General features: G+C 41.6%; 14 protein-coding genes. 11 read left to right on the top strand and 3 right to left on the bottom strand.

Annotation, left to right across the window (positions count from 1 at the left end):
• Positions 1-114: 114 nt before the first annotated feature.
• The 6 genes from rnc (at position 115) to SORDD25_RS01550 (ending at position 8,035) form a co-directional block, all read left to right on the top strand.
• Positions 115-813, top strand: a complete 699-nt coding sequence (gene rnc, locus SORDD25_RS01575) for a ribonuclease III (RefSeq protein ID WP_000661472.1) — start codon at positions 115-117, stop codon at positions 811-813.
• Positions 804-4,343, top strand: coding sequence for a chromosome segregation protein SMC (gene smc, locus SORDD25_RS01570; RefSeq protein WP_061852372.1), 3,540 nt, complete (start codon positions 804-806; stop codon positions 4,341-4,343). The genes rnc and smc overlap by 10 nt, the downstream gene beginning before the upstream one ends.
• A 143-nt stretch (positions 4,344-4,486) precedes the next feature.
• Complete coding sequence (locus SORDD25_RS01565; RefSeq protein ID WP_000633644.1) at positions 4,487-5,437, top strand: bifunctional riboflavin kinase/FAD synthetase; 951 nt, start codon at positions 4,487-4,489, stop codon at positions 5,435-5,437.
• A 134-nt stretch (positions 5,438-5,571) separates the two neighbouring features.
• Positions 5,572-6,345 carry a nucleotidyltransferase domain-containing protein gene (locus SORDD25_RS01560; protein WP_061852371.1) on the top strand — a complete coding sequence of 258 codons (774 nt, stop codon included), beginning with the start codon at positions 5,572-5,574 and terminating at the stop codon, positions 6,343-6,345.
• A gap of 8 nt (positions 6,346-6,353) precedes the next feature.
• Positions 6,354-7,406 (top strand): hypothetical protein, encoded by a 1,053-nt coding sequence (locus tag SORDD25_RS01555; RefSeq protein ID WP_061852370.1) that lies wholly within the window; start codon positions 6,354-6,356, stop codon positions 7,404-7,406.
• A gap of 17 nt (positions 7,407-7,423) precedes the next feature.
• The gene (locus tag SORDD25_RS01550; RefSeq protein ID WP_049478179.1) at positions 7,424-8,035 is read left to right on the top strand and encodes a tetratricopeptide repeat protein; all 612 of its coding nucleotides are present in this window, start codon (positions 7,424-7,426) and stop codon (positions 8,033-8,035) included.
• Between the two features lie 20 nt (positions 8,036-8,055).
• Here the strand turns inward: SORDD25_RS01550 and SORDD25_RS01545 are convergent, their stop codons facing one another.
• Genes SORDD25_RS01545 through SORDD25_RS09495 form a run of 3 tightly spaced genes read right to left on the bottom strand, consistent with a single transcriptional unit; the run spans position 8,056 to position 9,905 of the window.
• Positions 8,056-8,871, bottom strand: coding sequence for a TIGR03943 family putative permease subunit (locus SORDD25_RS01545; protein WP_061852369.1), 816 nt, complete (start codon positions 8,869-8,871; stop codon positions 8,056-8,058).
• Positions 8,868-9,773, bottom strand: a complete 906-nt coding sequence (locus tag SORDD25_RS01540) for a permease (protein ID WP_061852368.1) — start codon at positions 9,771-9,773, stop codon at positions 8,868-8,870. Before SORDD25_RS01540 ends, SORDD25_RS01545 begins: the two co-directional genes overlap by 4 nt.
• On the bottom strand, positions 9,774-9,905 hold the full coding sequence (locus SORDD25_RS09495; RefSeq protein ID WP_061852367.1) for an SPJ_0845 family protein: 132 nt from the start codon (positions 9,903-9,905) through the stop codon (positions 9,774-9,776).
• A gap of 136 nt (positions 9,906-10,041) precedes the next feature.
• On the opposite strand from SORDD25_RS09495, the gene SORDD25_RS01530 reads away from it, so the two are divergent.
• The 5 genes from SORDD25_RS01530 to SORDD25_RS09390 form a co-directional block, all read left to right on the top strand.
• Positions 10,042-12,171: a Tex family protein gene (locus tag SORDD25_RS01530; protein ID WP_061852366.1), complete on the top strand. Its 2,130-nt coding sequence runs from the start codon at positions 10,042-10,044 to the stop codon at positions 12,169-12,171.
• A complete protein-coding gene (locus SORDD25_RS01525) occupies positions 12,158-12,601 on the top strand; it encodes a SprT family protein (protein ID WP_061852365.1) in 444 nt (147 codons plus the stop codon). Before SORDD25_RS01530 ends, SORDD25_RS01525 begins: the two co-directional genes overlap by 14 nt.
• 59 nt (positions 12,602-12,660) lie before the next feature.
• A complete protein-coding gene (locus SORDD25_RS01520) occupies positions 12,661-12,933 on the top strand; it encodes a PspC domain-containing protein (protein WP_061852364.1) in 273 nt (90 codons plus the stop codon).
• Positions 12,934-13,313: 380 nt separating this feature from the next.
• The gene (locus SORDD25_RS01515; protein WP_000173369.1) at positions 13,314-14,072 is read left to right on the top strand and encodes an ABC transporter ATP-binding protein; all 759 of its coding nucleotides are present in this window, start codon (positions 13,314-13,316) and stop codon (positions 14,070-14,072) included.
• Between the two features lies 1 nt (position 14,073).
• A partial coding sequence (locus tag SORDD25_RS09390) for an FtsX-like permease family protein (protein WP_241497220.1) occupies positions 14,074-14,974 on the top strand: 901 nt, incomplete at its 3' end.

Below are 14,974 nucleotides of genomic sequence, written 5' to 3'. Positions count from 1 at the left end.
AAAAATTTTTATTCTAAAAAATGCTCAAATCCCCTCTAGTCCCGTTTTAAAGTGACTCAGGGGGCTTTTTTTGATATAATAAAAGTGACTGTTATCAGTTAGAAAGAGGTTGGTATGAAAGAATTACAAACTGTACTAAAGAAGCGTTTTGCGATCGAATTTGCAGATAAAAACTTACTAGAAACGGCCTTTACTCATACGAGTTATGCCAATGAGCACCGCCTCTTAAAAATTTCACACAATGAGCGCTTGGAATTTTTAGGAGACGCTGTTCTGCAATTATTGATTTCAGAATATCTCTATAAAAAATATCCTAAGAAACCAGAGGGAGATTTGTCCAAACTCCGTGCTATGATTGTCCGTGAGGAGAGTTTGGCTGGTTTTGCGCGTGATTGCCAGTTTGATCAGTTTATCAAGCTAGGAAAAGGAGAAGAAAAGTCTGGTGGGCGCAATCGTGACACCATTCTTGGAGATGCCTTTGAAGCCTTTCTGGGAGCGTTGCTTTTAGACAAGGATGTTGCTAGAGTTAAAGAATTTATCTATCAAGTCATGATTCCCAAGGTTGAAGCAGGTGACTTTGAAATGATTAAGGATTACAAGACACACCTGCAAGAGCTGCTCCAGGTCAATGGAGATGTGGATATTCGCTACCAGGTGACCTCTGAGACTGGGCCTGCCCATGATAAGGTTTTTGATGTAGAAGTTCTGGTTGAGGGCAAGAGTATTGGAAAAGGCCAAGGCCGTTCTAAAAAATTGGCAGAGCAAGAGGCCGCAAAAAATGCCGTTGAGAAAGGGCTTGATTCATGTATTTAAAGGAAATTGAGATCCAGGGATTCAAGTCTTTTGCTGACAAGACCAGGGTTGTCTTTGACCAAGGTGTGACAGCTGTCGTTGGGCCCAATGGTTCTGGGAAATCAAATATCACAGAAAGTCTGCGATGGGCCTTGGGAGAGTCCAGTGTCAAGAGTCTTCGTGGAGGTAAGATGCCTGATGTCATTTTTGCTGGGACTGAAAGTCGCAAACCGCTCAATTATGCCTCTGTTGTCGTGACCTTGGACAATGAAGATGGTTTTATCAAGGATGCGGGGCAAATCATTAAGGTAGAACGTCATATCTATCGTAGTGGTGATAGCGAGTATCGAATTGATGGCAAGAAAGTTCGCTTGCGTGATGTGCACGACCTTTTCTTGGATACAGGTTTGGGAAGGGATTCCTTCTCCATCATTTCCCAAGGGAAGGTTGAGGAGATATTTAATTCCAAGCCAGAGGAACGCCGTGCTATTTTTGAAGAAGCTGCTGGAGTTTTAAAATACAAGACTCGTCGAAAAGAAACAGAAAGCAAACTGCAACAAACTCAAGACAATCTCGACCGCTTAGAGGACATTATCTATGAGTTGGACAATCAAATCAAGCCCCTTGCAAAACAAGCCGAGAATGCTCGTAAGTTTCTCGACTTGGATGGTCAACGCAAGACGATTTATTTGGATGTACTGGTTGCCCAAATCAAGGAAAACAAGGCTGAACTAGAGCTGACAGAAGAAGAACTAACGCAGGTTCAGGAACTCTTGACCAGTTATTACCAAAAACGTGAAGAGTTAGAGGAAGAAAATCAAACTCTTAAAAAGAAACGCCAAGATCTCCAAGCTGAAATGGCTAAAGACCAAGGAAGCTTAATGGATTTGACTAGTTTGATCAGTGACTTAGAGCGAAAACTAGCCCTGTCCAAACTGGAATCTGAGCAAGTAGCCCTTAATCAACAAGAAGCGCAAGCCCGTTTGGCGACTCTGGAAGATAAGAGAAAGGCTCTAAGTAAGGAAAAGGCTGAAAAAGAAGCGAACTTGGAACAGTTAGAGAAAAGTCTAGCTGCAAACAACAAGGAACTCAATCGCCTAGAAGCAGAGTTGTTGGCATTTTCTGACGATCCTGACCAGATGATCGAGCTCTTGCGTGAACGTTTTGTGGCTCTTTTACAAGAAGAAGCGGATGTCTCAAACCAGTTGACCCGCATAGAGAATGAACTGGAGAACAGCCGTCAGCTGTCTCAAAAACAAGCAGATCAACTTGAGAAACTGAAAGAACAACTGGCTACAGCTAAAGAGAAGGCTAGTCAGCAAAAGGATGAGCTTGAAACTGCCAAGGAGAAAGTTCAGAAATTATTGGCAGACTACCAAGCTAGTGCCAAGGAACAAGAGGAGCAGAAAGTTTCTTACCAAGCCCAGCAGAGCCAACTCTTTGACCGTCTGGACAGTCTCAAAAACAAGCAGGCTCGAGCCCAGAGTTTGGAAAATATCCTAAGAAATCATAGCAATTTTTATGCGGGTGTTAAGAGTGTTCTTCAAGAAAAAGACCGCTTAGGTGGGATTATTGGTGCAGTCAGTGAGCATCTAACTTTTGATGTACATTATCAAAATGCCCTAGAAATTGCGCTTGGAGCTAGCAGTCAGCATATCATCGTAGAAGATGAAAACGCGGCAACCAAGGCAATTGATTTCCTCAAACGTAACAGAGCTGGTCGTGCGACCTTCCTTCCTTTGACAACGATTAAGGCGCGTACAATATCTAGTCAGAATCAAGATGCTATCGCTGCAAGTCCAGGATTTCTGGGTATGGCTGATGAGTTGGTGTCGTTTGACAAGAGACTAGAAGCTATTTTCAAGAACTTGCTAGCAACGACAGCAATTTTTGATACTGTAGAACATGCACGTGCCGCAGCTCGTCAAGTTCGCTATCAGGTTCGCATAGTGACGCTTGATGGTACCGAATTGCGTACAGGTGGTTCCTATGCGGGTGGTGCCAATCGTCAAAACAACAGTATTTTCATCAAGCCAGAGCTGGAGCAATTACAAAGAGAAATTGCTGAAGAAGAAGCTAGTCTGCGTTCAGAAGAAGCGAGTTTGAAGACCTTGCAAGATGAGATGGCGGAATTGGCAGAAAGATTAGAAGCTATCAAGTCTCAGGGTGAGCAAGCTCGTATTCAGGAGCAAGGTTTGTACCTCGCCTATCAACAAACCAATCAGCAGGTCGAAGAGTTAGAAACGCTCTGGAAGCTTCAAGAAGAGGAATTAAATCGCCTTACTGAGGGAGATTGGCAAGCGGACAAGGAAAAATGCCAAGAGAGTCTCGCTACTATCGCCAGTGAAAAGCAAAATCTGGAAGCTGAGATTGAAGAGATTAAGTCTAATAAAAATGCTATTCAAGAACGCTATCAAAACTTGCAGGAACAGATTTCTCAAGCGCGCTTGCTTAAGTCCGAACTGCAAGGACAGAAGCGGTACGAAGTTACTGATATTGAACGCTTAGGCAAGGAACTGGATAATCTGGATATCGAACAAGAGGAAATTCAGCGCCTTCTCCAAGAAAAGGTTGATAATCTTGAGAAAGTGGATACGGATTTGCTAAGTCAGCAGGAGGAAGAGGCCAAAACTCAGAAAACAAACCTCCAACAAGGTTTGATTCGTAAGCAGTTTGAGTTGGATGATATCGAAGGCCAGCTGGATGATATTGCCAGCCATTTGGATCAGGCTCGTCAGCAGAATGAGGAGTGGATTCGTAAACAAACGCGTGCTGAAGCCAAAAAGGAAAAGGTCAGCGAACGCTTGCGCTATCTACAAGCTCAATTAACTGACCAGTACCAGATCAGCTACACTGAGGCTCTAGAAAAGGCTCATGAACTGGAAAATCTCACTCTGGCAGAGCAAGAGGTTAAAGATCTTGAGAAAGCTATTCGCTCACTCGGTCCAGTCAATTTGGATGCTATTGAACAGTACGAAGAAGTCCACAATCGTTTGGATTTCCTCAATAGCCAACGAGATGATATTTTGTCTGCGAAAAACCTACTCCTTGAGACCATCACAGAGATGAATGATGAGGTTAAGGAACGATTCAAATCAACCTTTGAGGCGATTCGTGAGTCCTTTAAAGTGACATTTAGACAGATGTTTGGCGGTGGTCAGGCAGACTTGATATTGACTGAGGGCGATCTTTTAACTGCTGGTGTGGAGATTTCTGTCCAACCTCCAGGTAAGAAAATCCAGTCTCTCAATCTTATGAGTGGTGGTGAAAAAGCCCTATCAGCCTTGGCCTTGTTGTTCTCCATCATTCGAGTCAAAACTATTCCTTTTGTTATCTTGGACGAGGTAGAGGCAGCGCTGGACGAAGCCAATGTCAAACGTTTTGGGGATTACCTCAACCGCTTTGACAAGGATAGTCAGTTTATCGTCGTAACCCACCGTAAGGGGACGATGGCGGCAGCGGACTCTATCTATGGAGTTACCATGCAAGAATCAGGTGTTTCTAAGATTGTTTCGGTTAAGTTAAAAGATTTAGAAGAAACAATAGACTAGTTACCAAATGATAGCATCTCTTAGGAGGTGCTATTTTTTTAAACTAAAGTGCTAAATTTTCTCTTACGGTCAGTTCAGGCGCAAAAAACGACATTTGGGATTTCCTCTTAGCGAAAAGACTTTCTCTATGATATAATAGTTTCATGATTACAACAGTACCTATTAAGAACGAAAAAGATATTGCAGTACCAGGGAAAACAGTCCTTGTACTAGGTTATTTTGATGGCATACACAAGGGACATCAGAAACTCTTTGAAGTGGCCAGCAAGGCTTCGATGAAGGATTATCTGCCAGTTGTCGTAATGACCTTTACAGAGTCGCCAAAACTTGCCTTGCAACCATACCAACCTGAGCTTATGCTCCATATCGTCAATCATGAGGAACGGGAGCACAAGATGAAATGGCATGGGGTAGAGGCTCTTTTCTTACTTGACTTTAGTAGCAAATTTGCTAGTTTAACGGGTCAAGAATTCTTTGATACCTATGTTCGAGCTCTAAAACCAGCTATTATCGTAGCAGGATTTGACTATACTTTTGGCTCTGATAAGAAAACTGCGGATGACCTGAAGGATTATTTTGATGGAGAGATCATCATTGTTCCTCCGGTCGAAGACGAAAAGGGCAAGATTAGTTCTACACGGATTCGTCAGGCTATTCTTGATGGAGATGTCAGGGAAGTCAATCAACTGCTCGGCACACCGCTTCCAACCCGTGGGATGGTCGTTCATGGAAATGCTCGTGGGCGTACGATCGGTTATCCAACAGCAAATCTGGTCCTAAGAGACCGAACTTATATGCCAGCGGACGGTGTTTACGTAGTCGATGTGGAAGTGCAGCGTCAGAGATATCGTGGCATGGCGAGCGTTGGCAAAAATGTTACCTTTGATGGAGAAGAACCACGTTTTGAAGTCAATATTTTCGACTTTTCAGACGATATTTACGGTGAGACAGTCATGGTCTACTGGCTGGACCGTGTTCGCGATATGGTCAAATTTGACTCCGTAGAGGAACTGGTAGATCAACTCCAGAAAGACGAAGAGATTGCTCGAAACTGGAAGGATGGAGAGTCTGTCATTCAAGGGGATCAGGTATAGAAAACGTCTGAAAAACTACTAGAAGGATTAGTTTTTTTCTAGTAGTTTTGAAAGTTTGATATAATGTACTTTCAGTCCTCTTAGTTACCTATTTTAGTAACTATTTATGTCCAAATTATAGACGAGGCTTTATTATGCAAACGCAAGAAGAAATGAATGTTCTGGTACCGGAAAAATTAGCAGAAATTGAGCGTGATTATGGTGTCAGAGTCTTATGGGCTATTGAGTCTGGTAGTCGTGCTTGGGGTTTTGAGTCTCCCGATAGTGACTTTGATGTACGGTTTATCTACAAACACAAGCAAGATTTTTATCTCCGTTTAAATGAACAGCGTGATGTTATCGAGCTACCAATTGACGATACTTGGGATGTGAGTGGTTGGGATTTAGACAAGACTTTAAAACTCCTTTATAAGTCAAATCCTACACTGTTTGAATGGTTACAGTCACCAATTGTCTATCAACAAACGGATTTTATCGAGCGCATGCGTCCTCTTGCCAACCAGTATTTTTCTGGGAAAAAAATGCTGTATCATTACTTGAATACTGCTAGAACTCAAATGAATAAGTATCTTTCAGGAGACAAGGTCAAACCTAAAAAGTATTTCTATGCGCTGCGTCCTATTTTGGCCTGTCGTTGGATTGAAAAATACCATTCTGTTCCACCGATTTTGTTTGATGATTTGGTCAAAGAATTACTTCCGTCTCAAATGCAGGAGCATGTTTCAAGATTGCTAGACATTAAGATAAATGAGCCTGAAGGTATGGAAATTGATCCGATAATGCCAATTCAAGATTATATTTTAGCTAACATCCAAGAGTTGGATGCATACGTTCAAAGTGTTAGAGAGGAAAAGAAAGAGTGGAAAGCTCTAAATCAATTTTTCCTTGAAGAATTAGGCCACGACTGAGGTTTTTTATGGGTAAATGGACATGTAAATGCGGGCAAGCAATGAACAACCATAGAGCGCCTGATCCAAATGCTTATTCAGTTTATTCGGATGAGTTCTTAGTAGAAATCATGAATAAAAAAGATGGTAATGATTCAATTTCTTATGAAGACATTTCAGAGGCCTCATTTTATATGTGGAAGTGCCCTGAGTGTGGCAGTTTTATGGTTTTTGGTGAAGACGGGGATAGAGATTACTTTACTTTTTATGAGCGGCAAGAAGTAGAAAAGGTAGAGCCTCTCTTTGATCCAGATCAAGAGTTAAATCTTGTTGTGGTTGAGTTTCAGGAGGGAGGGAATGGTTATACCTATATCTGCGATGATCCAAATATCCATATAGGACACGCTGTTATTGTCCCAGTCGGGAAGGAAAATACTGAAAAAACTGCTTTAGTTGTACAGAAGTATCATGCCCTACCAAAGGATATCACTTTTCCTGTTGAAATGTTAAAACGTGTCATTCGTAGGTATTCACATTTCGACCCAATCACTTCGAAAAACGTTTTTAGAAATTTAAAAAAGCTAGGAAGAATTCTAGATGTTTGCTCTAAAAACGCTAACCCCAACTCTCAGCAAACATATTATAGTATCAAAACTCCTTTAGGATATTTCTGGTTAGAATTAAATGGAGTTCCGATTCCAATGAAAATCACACAGATTCAAGTCAGAGATAAAAAGTACCAAGTTGATAGCGCCCTTTATATAAAACCTTCAGAGATTAATTGTAGAAGATTCTATGAACTGGAATTATGTGCAGATTTTGATATTGATGCTTCTAGATGGATCGATGTTCTCTCTGATGAAAATGTTTGGGGAAATACTTGGGAACTAAATGGTCTTCAATTTGGTATTACTGCAGGGGAGTCTCCAGAATTTGAAGACGAAGTTGTAGCGAGAAAGTATAGTCGTGTCCCACTTTATTATGACTGGCACCCTGAATTTGAAGATTATTATGGCTTCAGTTTAGCTTGGAAAAAATACGAGTCTGATAGCGATTTGTCAATTTTTTTCTATACAACGTAAGAAGCGGGAGGATATGTATGAATCAAGCATGGGATTTATTGTTTGAGGGTAAGATTAATGAGGCTAAAAAATTAGTTGAAGCTGATTTTTTATTGGAAACTTGCACAGATTTTAGTTTGTTAAATTTGATGGGGTATATTTATCTTGAAGAGCAAAAATACAACGAGTGCTTAAGTATCTATCAGCGTTACATTGACTTAGCACGAACTAAAAGCGACCCAGAAAATGAACATATAGGCTATCATCAGTTAGCCATGGTTTATCGTGAAATGAATGAATTTCAAACAGCCCTTTTCTATATCGAAAGAGAGCAAAAAATCATTGAAGAAGCTTTTACAGAGGATACCCTCAAATCTTCTGTTAACAATTATGAGCAAGGTTATTTACGATTAAAGCTAGGGAAAGTAGCAGAAGCATTCATGTATATGGAACAGTCCTTAAAACAAGCTTTGCAAACAGATGATTTAATTGCCCAAGCTTGTGCCTATAGAGGTTTAGGAGAGATTGGTTCGATACAAAATCCTGAAGAATCACATGAAAATTTTTTACAAGCTATTGCTCTTTTTGAAAAGGCAGGCGATCAGATTGGTGCTCAAGAGGTTAGAAAATTGCTAAATAATAAAAAGTAGCCTGTAAAGGCTACTTTTTATTAAAACACGCGATAGACATAAGGATTTTCTGGTTTGTCTACTTTTGTGAAACTCTCAACTTCCAGTGTTGGGAGTTTTTGTTTGAGTTCTTTATGGTAGTGGAGAGTCAGGGTTCCTCTAGCGGTGATCCAGGTATTGTCAGGATACTGACGAGAGTTTCCCTTGGTCAAGAGTCCATATACACCAGAATCGGCAATGCAGTGGATGATTCCAAAGCGAAAGAGGAACTGGCTATCTGGATGGCTAGGATCGTTATAGACAAAGCCTGTAAACTCGATTTTCTTTCCTTCAAACTCCTGAGGATAGTCATAGAGAACTTCCATGGCCTCCATATAGTTTTCGTCTGTAACCTGGATGGTTGATTGGGCGAGGTATTTATCAGCTGTAGCCCTCATTTCCTTTTCATAAGCAGATTTGGAAAAATAGGTACTGGTATCGGGTTTGAGGTATTGACTGGATGTGCCTTCACTTGCCTGAATGGCTGTGTTGATTCCTTCAGCAAGTGGGAAATGATATCCCTTAGCAGATACGGTTCTCGAGTCCAAACTTACTGTCGGAAAGGCAACTCCAATCAAGAGAGGTAGTGACAGTAAAAGGATACTGATTCGTCTAGCTCGACGACTTTCTAAATGGCTGTGAGAGTTGATTTTCTTGATCCAGATGTAGAATTGGACCAGAGCCAACAGAAGAGAAAGAACCATAGAGATATAGACTAGATAGGAATAGTGGAGATTGATGTAGTAGCTAAGCTTGCCAGATAGCTGTAGATACAGAGTTAGGACAAAATAGCCTAGTAGAATGAAAAATCGAGTCATATCATCACCCCCATCATGTAAGAATAAAGCAAGACAAGTACTGTCACAATGCCCATGAATTGCCAGATAAAACGCGCTTTGAGATAGTGCTTCATCATTAGGAGATTTTTGATATCAAGCATGGGGCCGATGACCAGAAAGGCAAGGACTGGTGCTAGACCAAAGCTCGAGAGGAGAGAAGCACCGATAAAGGCATCCGCCTCACTACAAAGAGAGAGGAGAAAGGCAAGAAACATGAGCAAGAGAATCGCAAGGACTGGACTAGCACTGATAGAGGTCAGGATCCGAGTCGGAACATAGACCTGGACGATAGCTGCAAAGAGACAACCAAAGACCAAGTAACGCCCCATATCGAAAAACTCGTCAATAGCTTGTATAAAGACCTGAAAGACCTTTCTAGCAGGAGTCAAGTGTGAAAAGTCATGTTCATGACAAGTGATAGGATTTTCTTTTTGAATGGGTTTCTTCCAGAAAAATCCTAGGAAAATCCCAAGCGCCAAAGCAATCACAATGGCTCCCAGAGCTCGCAAGAAGGTAATTTTTAAGGAATTACCAAAGGCAGAATAGGTAGCGAAAAGAACGATGGGATTGATGATGGGAGCAGTCACCAGAAAGGGAACGGCCGTGTAGCTGGGGACTTTCTTTTCCAAAAAACGATTGATAATGGGAACGATTCCACACTCGCAGGATGGGAAGAGAGAGCCAATGAAGGTACCAAAAAAGATTCTCCCCCAACGATTGCGAGGAAGAAACTCATAAACTTTATCAGGCGTGATATAGACCTCAATCCACCCCGAAATGAGACTCCCAATCAGGATAAAAGGAAGGGCTTCAATCATGATGGAGAGAAAAATAGCCCCTGCTTGTAAGATGCTAGGAGGAAGAGATTGGAAAACAGTCATCTATTTTTTCTTCTCAACTTTTTCTTTTTTGCCTTTGTCATCTGGGAAAGTGACCTGTGTTAAGTCAGGAAGTTTGGCGAATTCTTCAAACATCTTGTCCAAGTCATCCGTTTTTGTAAATTTAACAGCCATGGGCCTACCTCTTTTCTAAATGTTACCTCTATTATACTATTATTTTGAGGAAAAGGGATTATTTTTATTTTGATAATCAAAGAGGTAAAAACAGGTAAGGTGAAACAAGCTTTGTTCCTTATGGTATAATAGGTTTATGGATAAAAAATATGAAAAAATCTCCCAAGATTTAGGTGTAACCTTAAAGCAAATCGATACTGTTCTAAGTTTGACGGCAGAAGGGGCGACGATCCCCTTCATCGCACGTTATCGGAAGGACATGACTGGTAGTCTGGATGAGGTAGCGATTAAGGCCATTATTGATCTGGATAAAAGTCTGACAAATCTCAACGATCGTAAAGAAGCTGTCTTAGCTAAGATTCAAGAACAAGGCAAACTAACCAAGGAATTGGAAGAAGCTATCCTGGCAGCTGAGAAATTAGCAGATGTAGAAGAACTCTATCTTCCTTATAAGGAAAAACGTCGGACCAAGGCAACCATTGCTCGTGAAGCTGGACTCTTTCCTCTTGCTCGCTTGATCTTGCAGAATGTAGATGGCTTAGAGAAAGAAGCTGAGAAGTTTGTCTGTGAAGGATTTGCGACTGGTCAAGATACCTTAGCTGGAGCAGTTGATATCTTGGTAGAAGCCTTATCCGAAGATGTCAATCTACGTGCTATGACCTATCAGGAAGTACTGAGACACTCTAAAATCACTTCGCAGGTCAAGGATGAAAGTCTTGATGAAAAACAAGTTTTTCAGATTTATTATGATTTTTCAGAGACAGTTGGCAACATGCAGGGCTATCGAACCTTAGCCCTCAATCGTGGGGAAAAATTAGGCATCTTGAAAGTCGGCTTTGAACATGCAACGGATCGTATCCTAGCTTTCTTTGCTGCTCGTTTCAAGGTGAGAAACGCCTATATTGATGAAGTTGTTCAACAGTCAGTTAAGAAAAAGGTCTTGCCTGCTATCGAGCGACGCATTCGGACAGAATTGACTGAGAAAGCGGAAGAAGGGGCTATCCAACTCTTTTCTGATAACCTGCGTAATCTCCTCTTGGTTGCTCCGCTAAAAGGGCGCGTGGTTCTAGGATTTGACCCTGCCTTTCGTACAGGTGCCAAACTTGCTGTCGTTGATGTAACAGGTAAAATGTTGACAACCCAAGTCATTTATCCAGTAAAACCAGCATCAGCTCGTCAGATTGAAGAAGCCAAGCGAGACTTGGCAGACTTGATTGGTCAATATGGAGTAGAAATTATTGCTATCGGAAATGGTACTGCAAGCCGTGAGAGTGAAGCCTTTGTGGCGGAAGTTCTGAAAGATTTTCCAGAAGTCAGCTATGTTATCGTCAATGAAAGTGGCGCTTCTGTCTACTCTGCCAGCGAACTTGCTCGTCAGGAGTTTCCAGAATTAACTGTTGAAAAACGCTCTGCTATCTCTATCGCTCGACGTTTGCAAGATCCGCTTGCCGAATTGGTCAAAATTGATCCCAAGTCAATCGGTGTCGGTCAGTACCAGCATGATGTTAGTCAGAAGAAACTGTCTGAGAGTCTGGACTTTGTCGTTGATACGGTGGTTAACCAGGTTGGCGTTAATGTCAATACAGCCAGCCCAGCACTTCTCTCCCATGTAGCTGGATTCAATAAAACTATCTCTGAAAATATCGTCAAATACCGTGAAGAAGAAGGAAAAATCACTTCACGCGCTCAAATTAAGAAAGTTCCTCGCCTGGGAGCTAAAGCCTTTGAGCAGGCTGCAGGTTTCCTCCGTATCCCGGAAAGTAGCAATATCCTTGATAATACGGGAGTTCACCCAGAAAACTATGCTGCGGTTAAGGAGCTCTTCAAACGCTTGGATATCAAGGACTTGAATGAAGAAGCAAAAAATAAGCTTAAGTCCCTATCAGTCAAGGAGATGGCGCAAGAACTGGATCTTGGACCAGAAACGCTTAAAGATATCATTTCCGACCTTCTCAAACCAGGTCGAGATTTCCGTGATTCTTTTGATGCACCTGTACTCCGTCAAGATGTACTGGATATCAAAGACTTAAAAGTCGGCCAGAAGCTAGAAGGTGTGGTGCGTAATGTCGTTGACTTCGGTGCATTCGTTGATATCGGGATTCACGAAGACGGCCTCATTCATATTTCTCACATGAGTCGTAAATTTATCAAACATCCCAGCCAAGTGGTGTCAGTCGGAGATTTGGTAACGGTTTGGGTTAAGAAAATCGACACTGAACGTGAAAAAGTCAATCTGTCGCTCCTAGCTCCAGATGAAACCGACTGAGTACGTTCAGTCTGTTTCCCTTGAAGACTTTGGTAGACCTTTCACGCACCAAGCCCAGTGGAATTCTCGTCTGCGAACGACAGGTGGGCGATTTTTCCCCAAGGATGGGCATTTGGATTTTAATCCCAAGGTTTATAATGAACTAGGTTTGGAAGTCTTTCGAAAAATCGTGCGCCATGAACTCTGTCACTATCACCTTTATTTTCAGAAAAAGGGTTATCGCCACAAGGACCGAGATTTTAAGGAACTTTTGAAAGAAGTGGATGGACTGCGCTTTGTTCCCCTTTTGAAAGCCCAAAGTACCTACCTAGTCTATCAGTGTCAATCTTGCCAGCAAAGTTATCAGCGTAAGAGAAGAATTGATACCAAACGCTATCGCTGTGGAGTTTGTCGAGGTAAACTCGTCATCCTAAATCGGCCTAAGGACTGATGTTTGTGACCCCGTTTCATGCTATACTACTTGTAAGAATACCGAAAGAGGAACAAATCATGAATAACAAATTTTATAAAATGAAACGAAACAGTATGGTATCGGGAGTTTTAGCTGGTCTATCAGACAAATGGAATTTTGATGTAACTCTAGTCCGCTTTCTCTTTGCCATTTTTACCATATCAAATTTTGGGATTGGTGTGATTATCTACATCATCCTCGCCTCTATTCTGCCAACTAAGGAAGAGATTGAAGCAGAAATGTACGGAACAGGACCACGCAAACGTAAGGATGCTGAGGCCATTGATGACAATGATGGACGGTTTTGGTGAGTCGGATTTGGAAATAGTTTATAGATAATTTCCTTGTTTCTTGAAGAAATTAGAAAAAGTAGTGAATCCTAACCCTTGCATCCGCAAGGGTTTTCTTCTTGCCTTTCTTTTATGGTAAAATATTGATAGCGAAATTGCTTGATATTCTTCAATCTTACAAAAATGTAAGATTAAAGTCTCTTTTGTAAGGTTAGGTTATGGCAAGCCTCCCTTTTTTGCGATAAACTAGACTCATAAAGAACAAAGGAGCAAAACCATGAAAAGAATCTTACAAAAGAAAACAAGAAAACCAAGTCAAAAAGATATCGAGCGTGTTCAACTGGGATGCGCTATGATGCAAGCACAGTTTCAAATGATGGGATATTAAGAAGGAGAAAATCATGACACTTTTAGATGTAAAACACGTTCAAAAAATCTATAAAACACGTTTCCAAGGAAACCAAGTCGAAGCACTCAAAGATATTCACTTTACCGTAGAAAAGGGTGACTATGTTGCCATCATGGGTGAGTCTGGTTCGGGGAAATCAACCCTGCTCAACATTTTAGCTATGCTAGATAAACCAACTCGTGGTCAGGTTTACCTGAATGGAACAGACACAGCCACTATTAAGAATTCACAGGCTTCGAGTTTCCGTCGTGAGAAGTTGGGATTTGTCTTCCAAGACTTTAACTTGCTAGATACCCTGTCTGTTAAGGACAATATCTTGCTTCCGTTAGTGTTATCACGAAAACCTATCACAGAGATGATGAAGAAATTGGTAGTGACAGCTGAAAATTTGGGCATCAACCAATTGCAAGAGAAGTACCCTTACGAGATCTCAGGTGGTCAAAAGCAGCGGGTAGCAGTAGCACGCGCCATCATCACTGAACCTGAAATTCTCCTTGCGGATGAGCCAACAGGAGCCCTTGACTCCAAGTCATCTGCAGCTCTTCTAGATGTTTTTGATGAAATCAATGAGCGCGGGCAAACCATTCTCATGGTAACTCACTCAACCGCTGCAGCCAGCAGGGCCAAGCGCGTTCTCTTTATCAAGGACGGCATTCTTTACAACCAAATCTACCGTGGAGACAAGACAGAGCGTCAGATGTTCCAAGAAATCTCTGATACTTTGACTGTTATGGCAAGCGAGGTGAATTAGTATGTTCCGATTAACCAATAAGTTAGCGGTATCTAACTTGATTAAAAACCGCAAACTCTACTATCCCTTTGCCTTAGCTGTTCTCTTAGCAGTGACCATCACCTATCTCTTTTACTCTTTGTCACTTAACCCTAATATTGGCAAGATCCGAGGGGGAGAAACTATCTCTATGACGCTTGCTCTCGGTATGGTAGTTGTTACCATCGCTTCTGGAATTATTGTACTTTATGCCAATAGTTTTGTCATGAAGAACCGCTCCAAGGAGCTAGGTGTATATGGTATGCTGGGTCTTGAAAAGCGCCATTTGATCAGTATGGTTTTTAAAGAGCTTCTTATTTTTGGTTCCTTAACTTTGACAGCTGGTCTCGGCCTAGGAGCCCTCTTTGATAAGCTAATCTTTGCCCTTCTTCTGAAGCTGATGAAGATGAAAGTGGAGCTCGTTTCGACTTTCCAACCAATTGTCTTTATCCTAGTTCTTATCGTCTTTGGAGCTATTTTCCTAGGTTTGGTTTTTATCAATGCCTTTCGGATTGCACGCATGAATGCCCTACAGCTCTCTCGTGAGAAGGCCAGTGGTGAGAAAAAAGGACGTTTCTTAAGCCTTCAGACCATTCTAGGTTTGATTAGTATGGGAGCTGGCTACTACCTAGCAGTTACAGTTGAAAATCCACTTAATGCTGTTCTGATTTTCTTTGTGGCAGTCTTGTTGGTAATCTTTGGGACCTATCTCTTGTTTAATGCAGGGATTACAGTATTTCTACAAATCTTGAAGAAAAACAAGCGTTACTATTACCAACCCAACAACATGATTTCCGTATCCAATCTCATTTTCCGTATGAAGAAAAATGCGGTTGGTTTGGCTACGATTGCCATCCTTTCAACCATGGTCTTGGTAACCATGT

It is taken from the genome of Streptococcus oralis (assembly GCF_001579525.1).
Classification (GTDB): Bacteria; Bacillota; Bacilli; order Lactobacillales; family Streptococcaceae; genus Streptococcus; species Streptococcus oralis_M.
Note: the sequence above shows the minus strand (reverse complement) of the source record. Positions and strands in the feature narration are given on the sequence as shown.